We start from the raw sequence: 17,012 nt of genomic DNA on the forward strand, positions 1-17,012 counted from the left end.
GGTGGGATCAGGGAGTGGGCGGTGGCGCGGCGGGCCGCGGCGGCTCGGTGGAGGAGGCGGCGGGCGCGGTGGAAGCGCCGGGTGCGCCGGATGCGACGGATGCGGGGAGGGGCGCCGGCGAGGTCAGCGTGTGCAGGTAGGCGACCCAGCGCAGCACGGCGGCGACGGCCTCGAAGAGTTCCTCGGGGATGGCGTCGTCGACCGGCAGCTTGTGCAGCGCGCGCGCCAGCGGCGGGTTGCCGACGATGGGCACGCCGGACTTCTCGGCGATGGCGCGGATGCGCAGCGCCTCGGCGTCCATGCCCTTGGCGACGATGACCGGCAGCGGCGTCTCGCCGGGCTCGTAGCGCAGGGCCACCGCGTAGTGGGTCGGGTTGGTGACGACGACAGTGGAGCCGGGCACGCGCTGCTCGGGCGGCGAGGTGGCCATCTCGTGCGCGAGCTGCTTGCGCTGGCCCTTGAGCTGCGGATCGCCTTCGCTCTCCTTGTGCTCGCGCTTGATCTCGTCCTTGGACATCTTCTGGTCGCGCTTGAACAGCCATAGCTGCAGGCCGAAGTCGACCGGTCCGACGATGATGAAGACGAGGCAGCCGGCGGAGATCAGCTTGATCAGGGCCTTCCAGCCGAGCACGCCGACGCCGACCGCGTCGAAGTAGGCCGCGCCGACCAGCAGCGGCACCAGGCCGCGGATCATGACCCAGAGCACCGCGCCGAGCGCGATGGCCTTGGCCACCATCTTCAGGAAGTCGATGATCGAGCGGACGGAGAAGAGCTTCTTGACGCCCTCGGCGGGGTTGAGCTTGTCGAACTGCAGGTTGAGCGGCTCGAACGACAGGTTGAAGCCGACCTGCGCGAAGGACGCGATGACGCCCAGCGCCACCGACACGGCGACGAAGGGCAGGGTGGCGAGGAAGCCGGAGCGGGCGATGTCGACGGTGAGCGCGAGCAGTTCCTCGTTGCTCTTGGCGACGACGCCTTCGCGCAGCGCGCGGATGATGAGGCCGGAGAGCTGGTCGAGCGTGGACTCGGCCATCACGATCAGCACGATGAGCAGGCCCACCAGGCCAAGCGCCGCGTTGACGTCCTGGCTCTTGGGGCTCTGGCCCTTCTTGCGGGCGTCGTCGAGCTTCTTCTTTGTCGGCTCTTCGGTCTTTTCGCCGGACATGGTGGGCGGGCCTCGCAGGCAGGAGCAGCGCGGCCGCTGCGACAGGGGTCAATCTAGAGGCCGGATCCATCGCGGCCGCAGGGCGAGGCGAAGCGATGCGATCGGGCGCGAAGCCGGTATTGCTCCCTCTCCCGCTTGCGGGAGAGGGCCGGGGTGAGGGCGAGCGGCCTGCGCGGGCCGCCTCCCTCAACCGCGCGGGAACAGCACGTCGTTGTGCGCGCCTTCCGAGTTGTCGGACACGCGCATCTCCAGGCCGAGCAGCGACACGCCCGGCTGGTTGGCGGTGTTGAACACGTTGTTGATCACCAGCCGCCGTGGCTGCCAGGTCGACTCGTCCGCGAGGAAGGCCTCGCGCTCGGCGTGCATCGCCGCCGCTTCCTCGTGCTGGCCGAGCTTGCGGGCCAGCGCGATGCTCGCGTCGTAGCCGTCGACCGTCGCCGCGGCCGGCACCTGCAGGCAGTCCACCACCAGGTACTGCTTGAACTGGTTGTCCAGCACCGCCGCATCCTGGAAGAACTGCTTGAAGTCGGCCTCCGACGCCTGCTGCCGGAGGCGGAAGTCCTCCGGCGCCGGCTTGAAGTCGCTGGGGAACTTCGTGTACGTGTTGCCGTGGTTGATCCAGCGCGCCCGGTCGCCCTCCGCGGCCTGCTCGAAGCGCGGCAGGTCGAGGAACTCGCTCACGCGACGGCTGCGCATCGGCGCCGTCACGCCGTCCATCGTGACGAGCCGCTTGGTCACCTCGACGCCACCAACCCGGTCCGCGCTCCGGCTGGCGCCGGCCACGTCGCCCGCATTGACGGTCCTGCCATCGCCCAGATCCTTCAGCCGCACGCTGAGGCTGGCCGCCGCACCGGTCTGCCGCAGGGTCCGCACGCCGGCCTTCACCTCCTGGTAGCGGTAATGACCCGAGGCCTCCTCGGCCACGGTCTGGCGCACCTCGCCCTGGCTGCGACCCTGCAGCCAGGCCCCGCGCGCCTGCGCGACCTGCGCCGTGTCGTCCGGCACCGCGGCGGGCCCGGGCGCGGCCGCCGTGCCCGCGGTGGGCGCCGCCGCCTCCTGCGGCTGCCCCGGCACGGGCCGGGAAATGGCCAGCTGCGGACTGAGGACGTTGCCCGCGAGCTCGCCCCGTTTGGATTCGCGGTTGTACTGGCCGAGCAGGTTGAGCGAGGCTGCGTCGACGGTCGACAGGATCGCGTCGACGGGACCGGCATGGCCCTTCTCCTGCCACAGCACCGCGCTGCGCAGCATGTCCTCGAACTCGCGCTGGTTCGTCGCCTCGGTCGTCTTGTCGCGCGGCACGCGGGCCAGCAGGCCGTTCTGCCACTGGTTCTCGTAGCTGCCGGTGGCGGTCAGGTCCGCCATGCGCATGCCGGCCGACACCAGGTCGAAGTCCTGCTTCAGCGACATGCCGACCCCGCCGCCGAGCTTGGCGCCCACCGTGCTCTGCGTGCCGACGGTGAGGTAGTAGGCCTGCGTCGTCATGCCGATCTCCATCACCAGGTCGTGCTGGTACTTGCCCGCCGCGGCCAGCCGCAGGGTCAAGGACATCGGATCGGGCATGCCGGCCTGGCTCAAGCCCAGCTGCACCTTGGAGGTGTCGAAGCCGTAGCTGTTGCCGCCGCTGAACTTGAACTTGTCGCGCAGCGACATCAGCCGGCCGATCGAGATCAGGCCGTCCAGCAGCTGCTGCTTGTCGTCGATCTGGCCGCGGTTCCAGATCGCGGAGCCGACGGCGCGGTCCAGCGTCTTGCGGAACGCGCCCACCGCCTTGGCCGCAACGGGCTCCTTGGCCTCGGTCAGATCGGCGGCGGCGATGCGCGCCAGCTGGTGGGTCGCTTCCGCGGGCGTTACCTGGCCAGCGGCATAGCTCTCCCACATCCTGGACAGCGCCGGATGCTGCGCCAGCGTGCGTTCATCCAGACCGAAGCGCTCCGGGACCCGGACCTCGGCGATCTCCGCGTTGACGATCCGCTCCGGCGCCCCGTCCGGCACGGCGGCGTCCAGCGCCCGTGCCAGCGTCTTGAGCGCGCGTTCCGCCGGCAGCGCCGTGTCGTTGCCGCGCAGCGTGTCGATGGCGGTCCTCATGGCGTCGACCGCCTCCTGGGTGCCGGTGATCAGGCCGGCCTGCGCCAGCGTGCGGGTCGCCGAGCCCACGGCCGACGGGTTCAGCGCCGTGGCGCCGCCGATGGGCAGGGCCCGCGCGAGCGCGCCCATCACGCCGTTCTCGCGCGACACGCTGGACAGCATGTCGGTCGTCAGCCCCTTCAGGTAGTCGTCGGCCTTCTGCAGCGAGCTGCCCGGGCCCTCGTCGAAGAAGGCGTTGCGCACCGCGTTGAACGCGCGCCGGAGGTCGGCATCCAGTCCGTCGAGCTTGAAGTCCGAGGTCTGCAGCACGGCCGCGGCGGCGGTGCGCGCCTGCGCGGGAATGCCAGGCGTGGCGTTCGGAGCGCCTGACGCATCAAGCGTGGCGTCGGCCGAGAACAGCACGCGCAAGGCGGCGTCGCGCCGGGCGGACGCTTCCTTGTCCAGCTTGGGCGCGCCAGGCTCCGGCGGCGCCATCAGCGCGGACAGCATCTCGATGCCGCGCGGCAGCACGGCGACCTCCCGTGCCAGCGCGACGGCGGCGGACTCCGCGGGCGAGCGCGATTCGGGCGATGCCGCCGCGTCGGCGAGTCGCCGGACGTCCAGCGTTCCGAGCGTCTGCAGCGCCTGAGCCGCCTGTTGTCCCTGCGGGCCGTCCAGGGCGAGCTGGCCCGTCTCGCCCCGCTGGCCGAAGGCGACGACGCTGGCGCTGAAGATGTTCTCGAGCGCCGTGTCGCGCGGCAGCTGGTCCTCCTTGGTTGGCCGTGTGCGGAGCCGATCGGCCACCGATCCCAGCGTTTCGCCCAGCGACGAATCGATGGCGGCGGCCCGCCCGAGCACCACGCCGGTCTGCCGGTCCTGCAGCGCATGGAGCTCGCTCAGGGCCGTCGCGTGGCGATGCCGCGCCTGGGCCTCTCCCGCCCAGGCGCGGTCGAGCTTGTCGAGCACACGGCCCAGCAAGGGCGCGACGTCCCCCGGCAGATCCAGGGCGGGCAGCATCGCCTTGTGGGCGTCCACCGCCTGCCGGGCGGCATCGCGCTGCGGGCCGGACGCCTCCCCGGGCAACCCGTGCAGCGCATGGAGCAGCGGCTTGAAGCCGTCGACGAAGTCGCGCAAGGCGGGGCCCTTGTCCTCGGCGGCGGCCTGCAGGCAGAGCACGGACTTGTCGACCTCGACCTCGATGCCGCGTGCCGCGTACTGGGCACCAGCCAAGGCGATCAAGGCCTTCTGCTCATTCACGCGGGTGTCGAGGCGCGGTGCCCCCGAAGCGGCCGCGGCGCGGGCCTCGGCGGGCGCCATGTCGGACAGCGTGGGCGTGGCGCGAGCCCAGAGGCCCACCGACTGCACCGCCGCGACGGCCGCGCCGGCCGCGGTCCGGGACGCGTCGCCCGCCATCTTCAGCAGCGCGGCCCCGGCCGACCCAGAGGGACCGTCGACGACCGGCGCCGCGGTGGCGCCCGCGCCCAGCCACCGGTCGAGCGCCGGCGTCTCCAGCAGGCTCGCCGCGGTCTTCAACTGCGCGTCGCGTCCGGCGGGCACGGAGAAATCGAACCGGTCCGCCTCCAGCGACGGGAACTTCGGCGCCAGCGGCATCTCGCCGGGCGGCCCGCCCGCTGACAGGTGGTTCTTCACCTGATAACCGGGCACCGTGATCGTGGTCGTGAGGGGGTGGTGCTTCTCCGAGCCATAGGGCACCTGGCGCCACCTCAGCTGCGGCGCCACGGCGGTGGACACGCCGATGGACCCGTCGCCGCCGCGCAGGTCGCCGGTCTCGATGTCCCCCTGGGGCTGTCGGCGACGGCGCAGGCCGGTGAAGGTCGAGGACTCCGCCGCGGGCTGGGAGAGGGTCGCGGGCTCCGGCGTCGACGGCTGCGAGCTGGTGGAGGCGCCGGGCGGCAACAGGGTCGCGGGGCTGCGGGTGATCGAGGTGTCCGAGGACATGGGGGCCTTCCTGGTGTTGTTGTTGAAACGCCCAGGTTCGGTGCGAATGGGCACCAGCGCGGGGAACGCGCGAAGCCGCGACCGTCGATGCGAAACACGCCCGGTCGCCGCGCGGGCCGCTTCGTCTGCCCGCCCGGCGCTTCGGCCCATCGCGAAAGCGCGATGACGCGGCCCGGGACCATGCATCGATCGGGCGCCCGGCCGCCCGCCCCAATGACGTCAGCTTCTGGAGACCTTCATGCCCCCGTCGATCGCGAACCAGGGACTGCCCGCCATGCCCTTGCCGCCGAGCTTCGGCGCGGTGCCGGAGCCGGTGGCGGAGCATGGGCCGGGGTTGTCGCCGGAGTGGCGGCAGCGGCTGGACGCCGCGGTGACCCTCTCGCTGCGACGGTCCGGCGATGAGCCGGACGGCCCGAGCCCGGCGCCGGCGCCGGAGTTCTCCGATCCCGTGCCGGTGCCGATGAATCGCCTGCAGGCGGTGTCCACGCTGCAACGCAACGAACGACTGTTCGAGAAGCCCAAGTCCGTCCCGGACCTGCAGCGCATCGCCGACGATCCGCGCACCGCGCCGGAGCTCGGCCGCGCGCTGCGCACGGTGCTGTCGGACGAGGAACTGAAGGACGGCCTGGACAGCGCGAGCAACGGGCGCACCGATGGCCGCATCGGCCGGACCGACCTGCACACGGTCGCGGAGTCCACCGAGCTGATCCGCTACAACCGCCGCCGCGCGGAGAGCTTCCGCCACAACTACCTGCCGTCCGATGGCGGCGGGACGGTGCGGGAGATGACCCGTCACGACGCGGCGCGCGAGCTCTACAAGTATTCCGATTACCTGCCGAAGACCACCTCGCTGGAGACGCTGCGGGAGCTGGTCGACGGCACGCTGCCGATGGACCGGCGGCCGCCGCAGGTGATCGCCGCGGCGCGTTACCTGGCGAGCCATCCCGAGGAATGGGAATGCATCACCGGGCGGCCGCAGGACGAGGCGATCCCGCGCGCCGCGCTGGCCGACGCGCTGGCCGGCCACATCCGGCTGCGGCCCGAGGAGCGCCGCGCGGTGCGCACGATCGAGCGCCATGCGGACGACTTCTTCGACGGCCGGCTGTTCGACCGCGACAAGCTGCGCCGCATCGCCGAGGACCCGCAGCGGCCGCGCGCGCACACCGAGGCGGCGCTGGTGCTGCTGGGCGATCCGGTGCTGTTCGGGCTGCTCGACAACGCCGAGCGGGGGCACAAGAGCAACGCCTGGCGCTCCTCGGACGATGGCCGGATCGGGCGCAACGACCTGCGCCGGTTTCTGGAGCGCGTCGATCGCACCGAGGGGCCGCCGCCGGTGGCGCCGCCCGCCGTCGAACGGCGCGCGGAGCGGCCGGCCGATGGCGAGGTCGACATCGAGCCTCCCGTGCGGCCCTTTCCCTGGCGCGATCCCGCGGCGGTGCGCGAGATGGTGGATGGCCGCTGGAACCAGCCCGATCCGCGCACGGAGAAGGGCGGCAAGTTGCGGCGCGTCGTGACGGGGGTGATGAAGGGTTTTTCGATCTTCGAGAAGATCGGCTCGACGACCTTGGGGGCGATCGCGGCGCTGAAGATCCCGCTCGTGAGCCAGGTGGCGGCGGTCGGCTCGATGGTGTCGAACGCGGTGGCCGGTGGCTTGGATGTCGGTCGCACGGCGATCGACGGGGGCGATGTGAAGAAGGCCGCGGCCAATGCGGGCAAGAGCTTCGGCAGCAATGCGCTGAGCGTGCTGACCGCGCCCGGGGCGGGCAAGGCGGTGACCGCGAGTGCCAGCGTGGTCGGGAAGACGGCCGCGAAGGCGGCGGTCAAGGAAACCGGCAAGCAGGTGTTCAACGAGGTGGTGAAGCCCAAGGCCGAGGAGCTGATGCAGCGAAGACCCCAACCCCAACCCTCTCCCGCGCCGCGGGAGAGGGAGTAACTCGGGCCGCGACCACGAGACTCCCTCTCCCGCTTGCGGGAGAGGGGGGGTGAGGGCGGCTCCCGCGCTCGAGTGAAAGCCCCGCCCCTTCACGACCGATCGGCCGGCGGCAGCTCCTGCAGCGCCACCTTCAGCAGCGGCTGGTCCCGCAGCGCCTGCCAGGACCGGCCGGAGGACGCGGTCAGCGCATCGGACAGGTCCAGCTTCGCCTCGCCCTTGCGCCCCGGCTCGAACACCTCCGCGGACGCGACCGCGAAGCGCGCGCCGGGCGCGAACGCCGCCTCGCGCTGTTCCTCGGCATAGCTGAAGGCCGACGTGTCGCGCGCCTTCGTGCCTTCCGCCAGCGGCGTCATCGTGAACACGACCTGCCCCGGATAAGGCGCCTCGCGGCTGCCGGTGAGGATCTCCTTCGTGTCGATCGTGGCGCCCGGCTGCATGCGGTCCGCCACCGCGGCCAGCGCATCCGGTCCGGGCAGCCACAGGCCGCGCATCACCGGCTCCTGCACCGCGGGCAGACGCGCCAGGCCGCTGAGCAGCGGCTGCGTCAAGCCCTGCAGCGCCCATTGCATCTCGGGCTGGTCATGACGCAGAGCGGCGTTGATCGCGTGGAAGGCGCGGCTCAACACCGGCTCGCGCAGCATCTGCACCTGGCTGTTGACGCTGTAGAGGCTGAGCGCCATCCGCTCGGGCAGTTCCAGCGGCGCGGCGCCTGCCGCCACGGGGCTGTACGAGGCCGCATCCGGGCTCAGGCCGAATTGCCGCGCCAGCTGCAGCGGCGTGATCGGTCCCCCGGCGCTCGCGGCGGCGAGCAGCGCCTGCCCATCGCGGACGCCCCAGAGCAGGTCCTGCAAGGCCACGATGTGGTCGCGCTGTTCGGGCGACAGCGGTGACTTCTGGTCCTGCGCCTCCCAACCGCGCAAGGCGAGGGCGGTCTTCTGCTCGAGCCGCTCCAGCTGCTGCAGCGCCGGCGCCCATTCACCGGCGGGCAGCTGCTGCAGCTCGCGCCAGGCGATGCGCCACGCGTCGCCATCGCGCATCACGCCCTTGAGCGCGAGCGCGTCCAGCGCCGCCGTGCTGCCGGCGACGTCGGCGCCCGGTGGCAAGGTGGACAGTTCACGCCGCGGTGCGAGCTGCGCCGACGCGGTGGACGGCCGGGTGGCGAGCGCGGAGAACGACTGGCTGCCGGGCGTCGCGACCGGCGCGGTCGTGGTCGTCGCGTTCGCGGCGGCCGTCGCGGCCGCGCCGGCCGGATTCAGCAGGGAGGTGCCGGCGCGCGCGAGCGTCGAGACCAGTGACGTGAGGGGGCGGTTCGGCATGGCCGTTGTCTCCATCTATGCGTGGTGACCGAAGCATCGCGAGGCGCCCGCGCGCCCGCGCAGGTGATGCGAAGCCGGCCCCTTCGGACCGAAGGGGTGGCGACCCGGTGCCATCGCGGTCCGCGGCGCTTCGCGCATCGGCATGCCGCTTCGTGCCTGGACCGCATCGCGTCCCATCCCGGCACTAGCCTCGTCGATGAGCATTCCAGCCGCCCGGCGCACGGTCCAGGCTTCCCGCGACCTGCGGGTTCCCGGGTCCGTCCGACGCCTCGGTCGACGCCGCGCGGCGCCAGCGATGCGCCATTCAGCCACCAGGAGATGAACCCATGACCTCGCCCCTCGACACCTCGACCCCGACCTCCGACCTCAGCGCCGCCTTGCCGGCCCATGTCGGTCCGCTGCTGGCGCACGTGCACGGACTGACCCGCGCCGCCGCCCGCGCGCTCGGCATGGACGCCGACGCGGCGGAGCAGGCGGCGCGCGACGGCGGCCTGGTGCTCGATGGCGAGGCGGTGCTGCTGTCGCCGGTCGCGCTGGCGTCGGCGCAGGAGAGCAAGCTGGTGGTGTCCGTCACGCTGGGGCTGCGCTTGGGCGAGATGCCGCCGGCCGCGTTGATCGCGCTGCTGGCCCAGGCGCCGGGGCTGCTCGCGGTGCACGGGATGACCATCGGCAGCGACCCCGACGGCATGCTGGCCCTGCATCGCGTCGTCGACGCGGAGACCGCGTCCTCGGAAAGTCTGGTGCAGGACATGCTCACCGCCCGCCAGCTGGCGCTGCTGCTGCAGGACGCCGCCACGCCGAAGGAGCAATGACATGAGCATGAGCAAGATCCCGAGTGCGTCGCAGAGTCCGGCGCCACTGATCACCGGCAGCACCAGCTCGAACCCCACTACGCCGCTGGAGCCGCCGCGCCAGGAGGAGCTGCAGCAGCCGCAGGGCCTGCGCCGGCGTGTCCGGAGCGGCCTGGAATCGGCGGGCGACGCCGCCAGCCAGCTGGCGGGCCGGGTCGGCCTGCCGCAGGTCGTGGAGGCCGCGGCCAACACGAGCGTGACCCACACCGCCGGGTCGAAGATCAAGGACGCCGTCATGCCGACGCTGTCGACGGTGGGCGCCGTGATCAAGACCGGCGTCAAGGCGGTGAAGCAGTTCTCCCAGAAGCCCGTCTCCAGCCAGCCCCTGCAGAACGCGCTGCGGGCCGAACTGGATCCGGCCAAGCTGGCGCCCGAGGACCGCGGGCAGGCTGGCGACAACCAGATCAAGGCGCATCAGGAGGCCATCAAGTACGGCCAGGGGTCGGCGCAATGGATGGACCGCCTGCAGCCGCTCGCCACCTCGATCATGCGGGTGGGGGTCGCGGGCACGTCGATGGCCTTCGGCGTCGGGCGCAACGCCGGCCTGGCCGCGGGGGATGCCGTGGCGCGGGCGGAGCAGGGGCGTCCGCAATCCGGCGCCGTCTTCGACAACAGCGCGGCGGCTCCCGGCGCCGCCCCGTCGGGTCCGCCGTCGCTGAAGTCCATGGTCGTGTCGACCGTCACGCAGCTGTTCATGGGCTCCACCGCCGGCGCCACCGGCAACCTGCTGGGCCAGACCGTGGTCGCGCCGGTGATCAACCTGATGCCGCGGCAGTTCGCGCCGATCGACGACAAGGCCGTCGTTCCCGACCAGGTCGTGAAGGACATGAACACGCTGCTGCCCGGCTCCGGGGATCAGCTGCGGGCGTCGGTGAAGGCCCAGCAGGCCGAGATCACCAACATCAGCAGCGACAGCAACGTCACGCTGGGGCAGGTCGCGTTCGACGCGGTCACCGCCGCACGGGCGGCAGCGCTCGGCACCACGCCGCTGGGCGTGGCGGGGCAGGTGGGCTTCGGCCTGGGCGTGTCCGCCACCGCGGGTGGCGTCATCGGCGCGGTGATGGGCGTGCGGCAGTCGGTGGCGACGGTCAAGGTGCCGGACGCGGCGCAACTGAGCGAGCTGGTGGCCTCGGGTCGCACCGATGGCGCGCAGGCGCTGCAGGACCTGATGAAGAAGGGCAACGAGGTGCCGCTGTTCTTCGCGAAGCACATGAACGCGACGGCGCCGTCGACGTCCACGCCGTCGACATCGACGGCCGGAGGCGACATCGAGTCCGGCGGCCCGGCCACGACGCAGGCGCCGCCGTTGTCCACCGCGGCGAAGGCCGGCCAGGTCGTGTCGGCCGTCGCGAGCGTCGTGACGACGCCGCTGAACGCGATCGGCGCGGCCTTCAAGGCTGGTCCGCTGATGGACCCGCAACCGACCGTCGAGGGCGCGCCACCGCGCAGCACGTTGAGCGTGGCGGGCCATACGCTGTCGAACATCGGCGCGAGCGTGCTGAATCGCGCGGGCGAGATGGTCAAGGCGACGACGGCGCTCGGCCTGATCTCGACGGTGACGGCCGCGGTGGCGCGGCCGCTCGCGCAGGCCGATCAGCGCGTGGCGATGGCCATCGGCGGCGCCATCGGCATCCACACGGCCATCAAGCCGTGGTTCGATTCGTCGGCCAAGGACATTCCCGCCGGCGACGCGAAGATCAAGACCAATCGTCTGGAGGTGGTCAACGCGCAGGCGCAGGATCAGCTGGCAGCGGCGCAGCGCTGAGCGACCCGCGTCGCCGATCGTGGGCCAGGCACGGGCGTCTGGCCCATGACTTCGGCGATCCGGGGGCCTCAGCAGCGCCTGCCACCAGCGGTTCAACCGGGGGCCACCGGCGGTTGCGACCCGGGATGTCGATCTCGATATCGATCGGCGACAACTTGTGATCGCAGCCGCAGGTCGGTGCTTCGATGGCCCGTGATACCTTCCGCCGCGCTGTCGCGGCCGCCCGGCGCGGATTCAAGCGTGAGGGCGCGGCGACGGCGTCAGAAGAACGAATCACGGAGACAGGAATGCTCAGTCGTCGCGCAATGATCCGCACCGGCATGGCGGGAATGGCCGGTGCCGCGGCCTCGACCCTGCAGGCGCAGGCGTCGCCCACCGCGCAAAGGTCGGCGCAGCGCGTGCTGGCGCCCACGCCGCCGATGGGCTGGAACAGCTGGAACAGCTTCGCCACCACCATCAACGAGGCGCAGGCGCGCGAGACCGCGCGGATCATGGCGGACAAGCTGCGGCCTGCCGGCTACGACATCTTCACCATCGACATCCAGTGGTACGAGCCGACGGCGTCGAGCTACACGTACAGCGAGAATCCCGAGCCCGCGATGGATGGGAACGGCCGGCTGATCCCGGCGGTGAACCGCTTTCCGTCGAGCGCCGGCGGCCGCGGCTTCGGGCCGCTGGCGGCGGATGTCCACGCGATGGGCTTGAAGTTCGGCATCCATCTGATGCGCGGGATTCCGCGGCTCGCGGTCAAGCGCAACCTGCCGATCCTGGGCACGTCGTACCGGGCCGCCGACATCGCCGACACGTCGAGCGTCTGCTCGTGGAATCCCGACATGTACGGCGTGGACATGCGCAAGCCGGGCGCGCAGGCGTATTACGACAGCGTCTTCGCGCTCTATGCCTCGTGGGGCGTCGACTTCATCAAGATGGACGACATGAGCCGTCCCTACGACGCGCATGCGCCCGAGATCGAAGCGGTGCATCGCGCGATCGTGCGCGCGAAGCGGCCGATGGTGCTGAGCCTGTCGCCGGGCGAGACGCCGGTGATCCGCGGCGAGCACGTCCGCCAGTACGCGCAGATGTGGCGCATCTCGGACGACTTCTGGGACGACTGGAAGATGCTGGAGGCCCAGTTCACACGGCTCGAGAACTGGAACCCGTGGCGCCGGCCGGGCGCCTGGCCGGATCCCGACATGCTGCCGCTGGGGCGCCTGGCGCTGGGCGAGCGGGATACGAAGTTCACCCCCGATGAGCAGCGCACGCTGATGACGCTGTGGGCGATCACGCGGTCGCCGCTGATCATGGGCGGGGATCTGCGCCATCTGGACGAGGCGACGCTGCAGCTGCTCACCAATCCGGAGGTGCTGGCCGTGGACCAGGCGAGCTCGGACAACCGGCCGCATTTCGTCGAGGACGGCGTGCGGATCTGGTCAGCGCGGCCGGCGGATGGGAAGGGGCGGTACCTTGCGCTTTTCAATCCCGGTGACAAGGCGCGCGAGGTCGGCATCGCGTTGCGGGAGCTGGCGCTGGAAGGCGCGCAGCCAGTGCGTGACCTGTGGGCGCGACGCCCGCTGGGCGAGGCGTCAGGACGGTTCGCGCGGACCTTGCCGGCGCATGGAGCGGGGCTTTATCGGATCGGGTAGGGCCCCTGAACACGGCGAACTCATCCGCCGATTCGGGCGCGCAGTTGTGAAAAGAACCCCAGACGTTTCCGTCTGGGGTGAATGAGTTGCGTGCGACGGGTGTCGCACGACAACCCCTGGAACCGTCAACGCGTCTGCTTGACCTTGATCACGACCTTGCCCTTGGCTCGGCCCGACTTGACGTACTCGAGCGCTTCGTTGGTCGACTCGAACGGGAAGACCCGATCGATCACCGGCCGGATCGCGCCGGCGTCGATGAGCCGCGTGATCTCCTGCAACTGGCCGCCGTCTGCCTTCATGAAGAGGAAGGAGAACCGCTTGCCTTGGCCGGTCGCCTTGCGGCGGATGCCCGAGCTCAGCAGACGCATGATCAGCCGCACGAAGCCGGGGGCCCCGATCGTCTTGCCGAACTCGGGATCGGGTGGACCGGAGATCGAGATCACCTGTCCGCCGCGCTTGAGCACGCCAATGGACTTCTTGAGCGTGTCGCCATCCTGGCTGTTGAGCACGACGTCGTAGTCACGCAGGATGCCGTCGAAGTCCTGCTTCTTGTAGTCGATGACCACGTCGGCGCCCAGCCCCTTCACGAGGGCGACGTTGCTCGTGCCGGTCGTGGTCGCGACCGTCGCTCCGAGATGCTTGGCCAGTTGGATCGCGAAGGTGCCCACGCCGCCTGATCCCGCCTGGATGAAGACCTTCTGCCCGCGCTTCAAGCCAGCCCGTTCGACGAGCGCCTGCCAGGCCGTCAATCCCACCAGCGGAATCGACGCTGCTTCTTCCATGGAGAGGTCCCTGGGCTTGAGGGCGAGAGACGTCTCCTTCACCGGCACGAATTGCGCGAAGGTGCCGATCCTGAAGTCGTCCACGCGCGCGTAGACCTCGTCGCCAGGCTTGAAGAGCCGGACATGCGGTCCCGTCTTGATCACCACGCCCGCGACGTCATGTCCGAGCACCAGCGGCAGGCGATAGGGCAGGATCAACTTGAACTCGCCATCCCGGATCTTGGAGTCCAGCAAGTTCACGCTGGCCGCATGGACCTCGATCAAGACCTCGTCGTCCCGCAGCGCGGGCTGCGGCATCTCGGTCGGTACGAGCGCGCTGCGCTTTCCATAGCGCTCGAGGACAAAAGCTTTCATGGTTTTCCTTATGCGTGGCGAAACGAGCGATCAGGCGCTCATCTGGCGAGGAACGCCAGGGCCTTGGCCACGAAGTCGTCGTGGTACTGAAAAATTCCGCCGTGGCCGGCGTCGGGGTAGATGGTCAGTTCGCTGTTGGGCAGACGCTTGGCCAGGTCGTACGTGTTGATCGTCGGCACCATCCGGTCGTCGTCGCCGTTGGCCACAAGGGCCGGTTGCCTGACCAGCGACAGGTCCGCAGCAGGCTTCTTCCCCCACGCGCTGAGGGCCTGCAATTGCGCGACGTACGCACCCGCGGCGATCCCCTTGTCACGGTTCTCGGTGCGCTCCTGCAGACGCGCCAGGAAGGCCTTGCCCGCCTCGATGCCCTTCGGCGTGCGGGTGAAGAAGAGGTACTGCTTCGGATCCTGACCCGTGAGGGTCGCCCGCAGGAGGTCGTAATTCGCTACGCCGGCCACCTCGCTGATGCCGGGACCGCCCGCCGGACCAGTGCCCGTCAGGATCAGCTTGCGGACGAGCCGCGGCTCCTTCAGCGCGATCTCCTGGGCGATCATCCCGCCCATCGAGAACCCGAAGAGGTCGACCTGCTTGAAGCCCTTGGCCTTGATGAAGCTGATCGCATCGTCCGCCATCTGCTCGATGGTGTTGGCCGGTGAGCCGGTGCTGGCACCCACCCCGCGGTTGTCGAACGCGACCACGTGATGCTTCGCGGCGATGCCGTCCACCACGCGGGGATCCCAGTTGTCGAGCACGGCGGCCAGGTGGGCAAGGAAGACGACCGGCGTGCCGCCGTTCTGCTGGCCGAGCTCGCGGTAGGCGAAGTCCACGCCATCCGCGGAGACGACCTGCGTCGGCACGTTCTGCCAAGTTGTCTTCTGAGACATGGCGCCGGTGGAGGCGCCGCTCGCGGCTGAGGAAGGTCTGTCGACCGCGGCGCAGGCCGTCAGCAGCACAGCGGAAAGCGCAAGGAGGCCTAGCCTGATTCTCGAGCGGGTGAACATGGTGTCTCCGGGGGAGGGGTGTGGGGGGGGTGAAACGACTGACCTCAATGATGATGTTCGTCATCCAAAAAGTCAACGATTTGATTATGGTCGGCATCTATTTATAGTTGCGGTCATTCACGCATCCACGCACGAGCGAGCCATGAAGGTCACCAAAGCGCAAGCGCAAGCCAATCGGGAGCATGTGGTCCGCACCGCCTCCACGCTGTTTCGGGAGCGGGGTTACGACGGGGTCGGCGTTGTCGACTTGATGGCCGCGGCGGGCTTCACGCATGGCGGCTTCTACAAGCAGTTCCAATCCAAGGCCGAATTGATGGCGGAGTCGGCCGCCTGCGGCATCGCGCAGACCGTGGAGCTGTCGGAAGGGATGTCGGCGGCGGCCTTCGTCAAGGCCTACGTATCGCGCGAGCATCGGGGCAATCGAGCGCAGGGGTGCACCATGGCCGCACTCGGCGGCGATGCGGCGCGTCAGTCCGATGCGGTGCGAGCCGCGTTTGCTGACGGCATTGAAGGCATCCTGGCGGCGCTGAACCGCGACGGCACCACGCTCGAATCAGCGGATGCCAAGCAGGCCCGCGCAAAAGGGCTTGATCTGCTGGCGCACGTCGTGGGCGCGATCGTCATGTCACGCGCCTGTCCGGACGAATCGCCGTTGGCGGATGAGATCCTGACCGCTTGCCGGAAGGAAATTCTGGCGTCGCTCGCTCCGCCATCGCGCGTGCCGGCGGCTCGACGCAAGCGGGCTGAACGCGAGTAGCTGATCGGCCGGCGCGTGACCTGTGGACTCGCAAGTCCGGACCTCCTGCGGGAGGTCGCTGTTGGGCATCAATGGCGCTCGAAGGCGCCGAGGTCGGGCGCGGTCCCCTTGTAGGGCAGGCCGACGTCCGTGCCCTTGTTGATCAAGGTGCTGTGCGACGTCAGATGCAGATGATTCAGCCGCGGCAGGCTGCCGTCAGCTTGTCGCGGCGCATCCCATCCCGTGGTGGAGACATCTTCGAACTGGGCATCCGACATGATCTCGCGCAGATTCCAGGAGTTGTGGGCGTCGTTGGCGCCCGACACATTCGACACCAAGGTCCCCGTATAGGCGATGTTGTTGCGCAGGTTCCCCAGATTGATCGCCGCGCCGCTCGCATCGATCCCCAGCATATTGAAGTCGGCGTAGTTGCCGTAACTCGTGTTGTTGAAGAAGTCATTGGCCACCGGATGGTGGTTGGCGTAGAAGCCCGAAGCCCGATTGTTGAAGGCGACAGAGAAGCGGACCGTGTGCTTCACCGCGTTGGGTACATAGACGCCTCCATATCCGCCGGCCTTGAAACCATTGCCATTGCCGTACCGGGCCGGCTTCATGGTATCTGGCACGTAGCCCTGCAGCCACGCCCAGGAGTTCTCGATCGTCACCGAGGAGTAGGCGTTGATGAGGTCGAAACCATCATCCGAATTCAACCAGGCGCGGCAGCCTCGAAAGATATTCCCGGGATGATTGGCGGAAATGTGGGCGCCAAAGCCGTCCGCGCTTTGACCCGCCCCATTGGAGGTGAGGGGGTCGTAGTTGTGATGCGAGTCGGTATTCAGGACGAGGTTGTCGCCGCCATCCTTGATGAAGAGGCCCGGGCCCATGTTGTGATGGATGTCGAGCCGCTCGAAGATGTTGTGGCTGCCGTGGATCCAGATCCCCCAGGACTCGTGGTTCAGGTTGTTGTTCTGCCGGACATGCGTGACTTCGATCCCTTTCAGATGAACCCAATCGGCCGTCACGTTGAAACCCTTGACCCGGCAGTTGTCCCGAATGCCTTCGAAATCGAAAACCGGGGTTTCGCCGGGATAAGCCCAGTAGCGGATCGGCTGCTGCGGGGCGCCACTCTTCTTGAGATCGATCCCGCTCACAGTGTCGTAGGCGTCCTGGCACGAAGTGGTGCCCTTGTGATAGGCATAGGTGCCGCCACGAAAATACACGGTGTCCCCGGGTTGCGCCCTGATCTGCGCGTACGCCATCGAAGCCCATGGCGCATCGCGAGATCCCGCCGCAGTATCGCTTCCATCTGGCGCGACATAGTAGGTTTCTCCAAAAGCGGCGACCGTGGCAGTACTCAGCGCAAGCACTGCGAAGATTCTTTTGTGTTTCATGTCGACAGATCAATGCGGAGCACCCATTAAACAGGAGTCCACGCCGGTGGTC

At 69.6% G+C, this 17,012-nt stretch carries 11 protein-coding genes; 5 read left to right on the forward strand and 6 right to left on the reverse strand.

Going from position 1 to position 17,012, the window contains the following annotated elements; translation table 11 throughout:
- Positions 1–7 precede the first annotated feature (7 nt).
- Complete coding sequence (sctU, locus tag BM393_RS23390; protein WP_091733558.1) at positions 8–1,165, reverse strand: type III secretion system export apparatus subunit SctU; 1,158 nt, start codon at positions 1,163–1,165, stop codon at positions 8–10.
- Between the two features lie 186 nt (positions 1,166–1,351).
- Positions 1,352–5,188 (reverse strand): hypothetical protein, encoded by a 3,837-nt coding sequence (locus BM393_RS23395; protein ID WP_091733560.1) that lies wholly within the window; start codon positions 5,186–5,188, stop codon positions 1,352–1,354.
- A gap of 238 nt (positions 5,189–5,426) precedes the next feature.
- Between BM393_RS23395 and BM393_RS23400 the strand changes: the two genes are divergently transcribed.
- Complete coding sequence (locus BM393_RS23400; protein ID WP_091733562.1) at positions 5,427–7,121, forward strand: HrpF/NolX family T3SS translocon protein; 1,695 nt, start codon at positions 5,427–5,429, stop codon at positions 7,119–7,121.
- Positions 7,122–7,210: 89 nt separating this feature from the next.
- Here the strand turns inward: BM393_RS23400 and BM393_RS25875 are convergent, their stop codons facing one another.
- Positions 7,211–8,437 (reverse strand): hypothetical protein, encoded by a 1,227-nt coding sequence (locus BM393_RS25875; RefSeq protein WP_091733564.1) that lies wholly within the window; start codon positions 8,435–8,437, stop codon positions 7,211–7,213.
- A gap of 326 nt (positions 8,438–8,763) precedes the next feature.
- Between BM393_RS25875 and BM393_RS23410 the strand changes: the two genes are divergently transcribed.
- From BM393_RS23410 to BM393_RS23420, 3 genes are all read left to right on the forward strand, one after another.
- Positions 8,764–9,249 (forward strand): hypothetical protein, encoded by a 486-nt coding sequence (locus tag BM393_RS23410; RefSeq protein ID WP_091733566.1) that lies wholly within the window; start codon positions 8,764–8,766, stop codon positions 9,247–9,249.
- A gap of 1 nt (position 9,250) precedes the next feature.
- Positions 9,251–11,053: a type III effector protein gene (locus BM393_RS23415; protein WP_217648511.1), complete on the forward strand. Its 1,803-nt coding sequence runs from the start codon at positions 9,251–9,253 to the stop codon at positions 11,051–11,053.
- Positions 11,054–11,340: 287 nt separating this feature from the next.
- Positions 11,341–12,696 (forward strand): glycoside hydrolase family 27 protein, encoded by a 1,356-nt coding sequence (locus BM393_RS23420; protein WP_091733568.1) that lies wholly within the window; start codon positions 11,341–11,343, stop codon positions 12,694–12,696.
- Between the two features lie 125 nt (positions 12,697–12,821).
- Here BM393_RS23420 and BM393_RS23425 read toward each other — a convergent pair whose 3' ends face one another.
- On the reverse strand, positions 12,822–13,832 hold the full coding sequence (locus tag BM393_RS23425) for an NADP-dependent oxidoreductase (RefSeq protein ID WP_091733570.1): 1,011 nt from the start codon (positions 13,830–13,832) through the stop codon (positions 12,822–12,824).
- 38 nt (positions 13,833–13,870) lie between these two features.
- On the reverse strand, positions 13,871–14,716 hold the full coding sequence (locus BM393_RS23430; protein ID WP_147240537.1) for an alpha/beta fold hydrolase: 846 nt from the start codon (positions 14,714–14,716) through the stop codon (positions 13,871–13,873).
- Between the two features lie 259 nt (positions 14,717–14,975).
- Between BM393_RS23430 and BM393_RS23435 the strand changes: the two genes are divergently transcribed.
- Entirely contained in the window at positions 14,976–15,590 is a 615-nt protein-coding gene (locus BM393_RS23435) for a TetR/AcrR family transcriptional regulator (RefSeq protein ID WP_091733574.1), read from the forward strand.
- Between the two features lie 68 nt (positions 15,591–15,658).
- On the opposite strand, the gene BM393_RS23440 is transcribed toward BM393_RS23435, so the two are convergent.
- Positions 15,659–16,960: a right-handed parallel beta-helix repeat-containing protein gene (locus tag BM393_RS23440; RefSeq protein ID WP_091733576.1), complete on the reverse strand. Its 1,302-nt coding sequence runs from the start codon at positions 16,958–16,960 to the stop codon at positions 15,659–15,661.
- Positions 16,961–17,012: the final 52 nt, after the last annotated feature.

The organism is Mitsuaria sp. PDC51, assembly GCF_900113225.1.
Taxonomy (GTDB): Bacteria; Pseudomonadota; Gammaproteobacteria; order Burkholderiales; family Burkholderiaceae_C; genus Roseateles.

What these genes read in the sequence shown, in the direction of transcription:
- BM393_RS23420 (WP_091733568.1), top strand. Translation starts at nt 11,341, where the DNA reads ATGCTCAGTCGTCGCGCAATGATCCGCACCGGCATGGCGGGAATGGCC.
- BM393_RS23430 (WP_147240537.1), bottom strand. Translation starts at nt 14,716, where the DNA reads ATGTCTCAGAAGACAACTTGGCAGAACGTGCCGACGCAGGTCGTCTCC.
- BM393_RS25875 (WP_091733564.1), bottom strand. Translation starts at nt 8,437, where the DNA reads ATGCCGAACCGCCCCCTCACGTCACTGGTCTCGACGCTCGCGCGCGCC.
- BM393_RS23440 (WP_091733576.1), bottom strand. Translation starts at nt 16,960, where the DNA reads ATGAAACACAAAAGAATCTTCGCAGTGCTTGCGCTGAGTACTGCCACG.
- BM393_RS23400 (WP_091733562.1), top strand. Translation starts at nt 5,427, where the DNA reads ATGCCCCCGTCGATCGCGAACCAGGGACTGCCCGCCATGCCCTTGCCG.
- BM393_RS23395 (WP_091733560.1), bottom strand. Translation starts at nt 5,188, where the DNA reads ATGTCCTCGGACACCTCGATCACCCGCAGCCCCGCGACCCTGTTGCCG.
- BM393_RS23415 (WP_217648511.1), top strand. Translation starts at nt 9,251, where the DNA reads ATGAGCATGAGCAAGATCCCGAGTGCGTCGCAGAGTCCGGCGCCACTG.
- BM393_RS23410 (WP_091733566.1), top strand. Translation starts at nt 8,764, where the DNA reads ATGACCTCGCCCCTCGACACCTCGACCCCGACCTCCGACCTCAGCGCC.
- BM393_RS23425 (WP_091733570.1), bottom strand. Translation starts at nt 13,832, where the DNA reads ATGAAAGCTTTTGTCCTCGAGCGCTATGGAAAGCGCAGCGCGCTCGTA.
- BM393_RS23435 (WP_091733574.1), top strand. Translation starts at nt 14,976, where the DNA reads ATGAAGGTCACCAAAGCGCAAGCGCAAGCCAATCGGGAGCATGTGGTC.
- sctU (WP_091733558.1), bottom strand. Translation starts at nt 1,165, where the DNA reads ATGTCCGGCGAAAAGACCGAAGAGCCGACAAAGAAGAAGCTCGACGAC.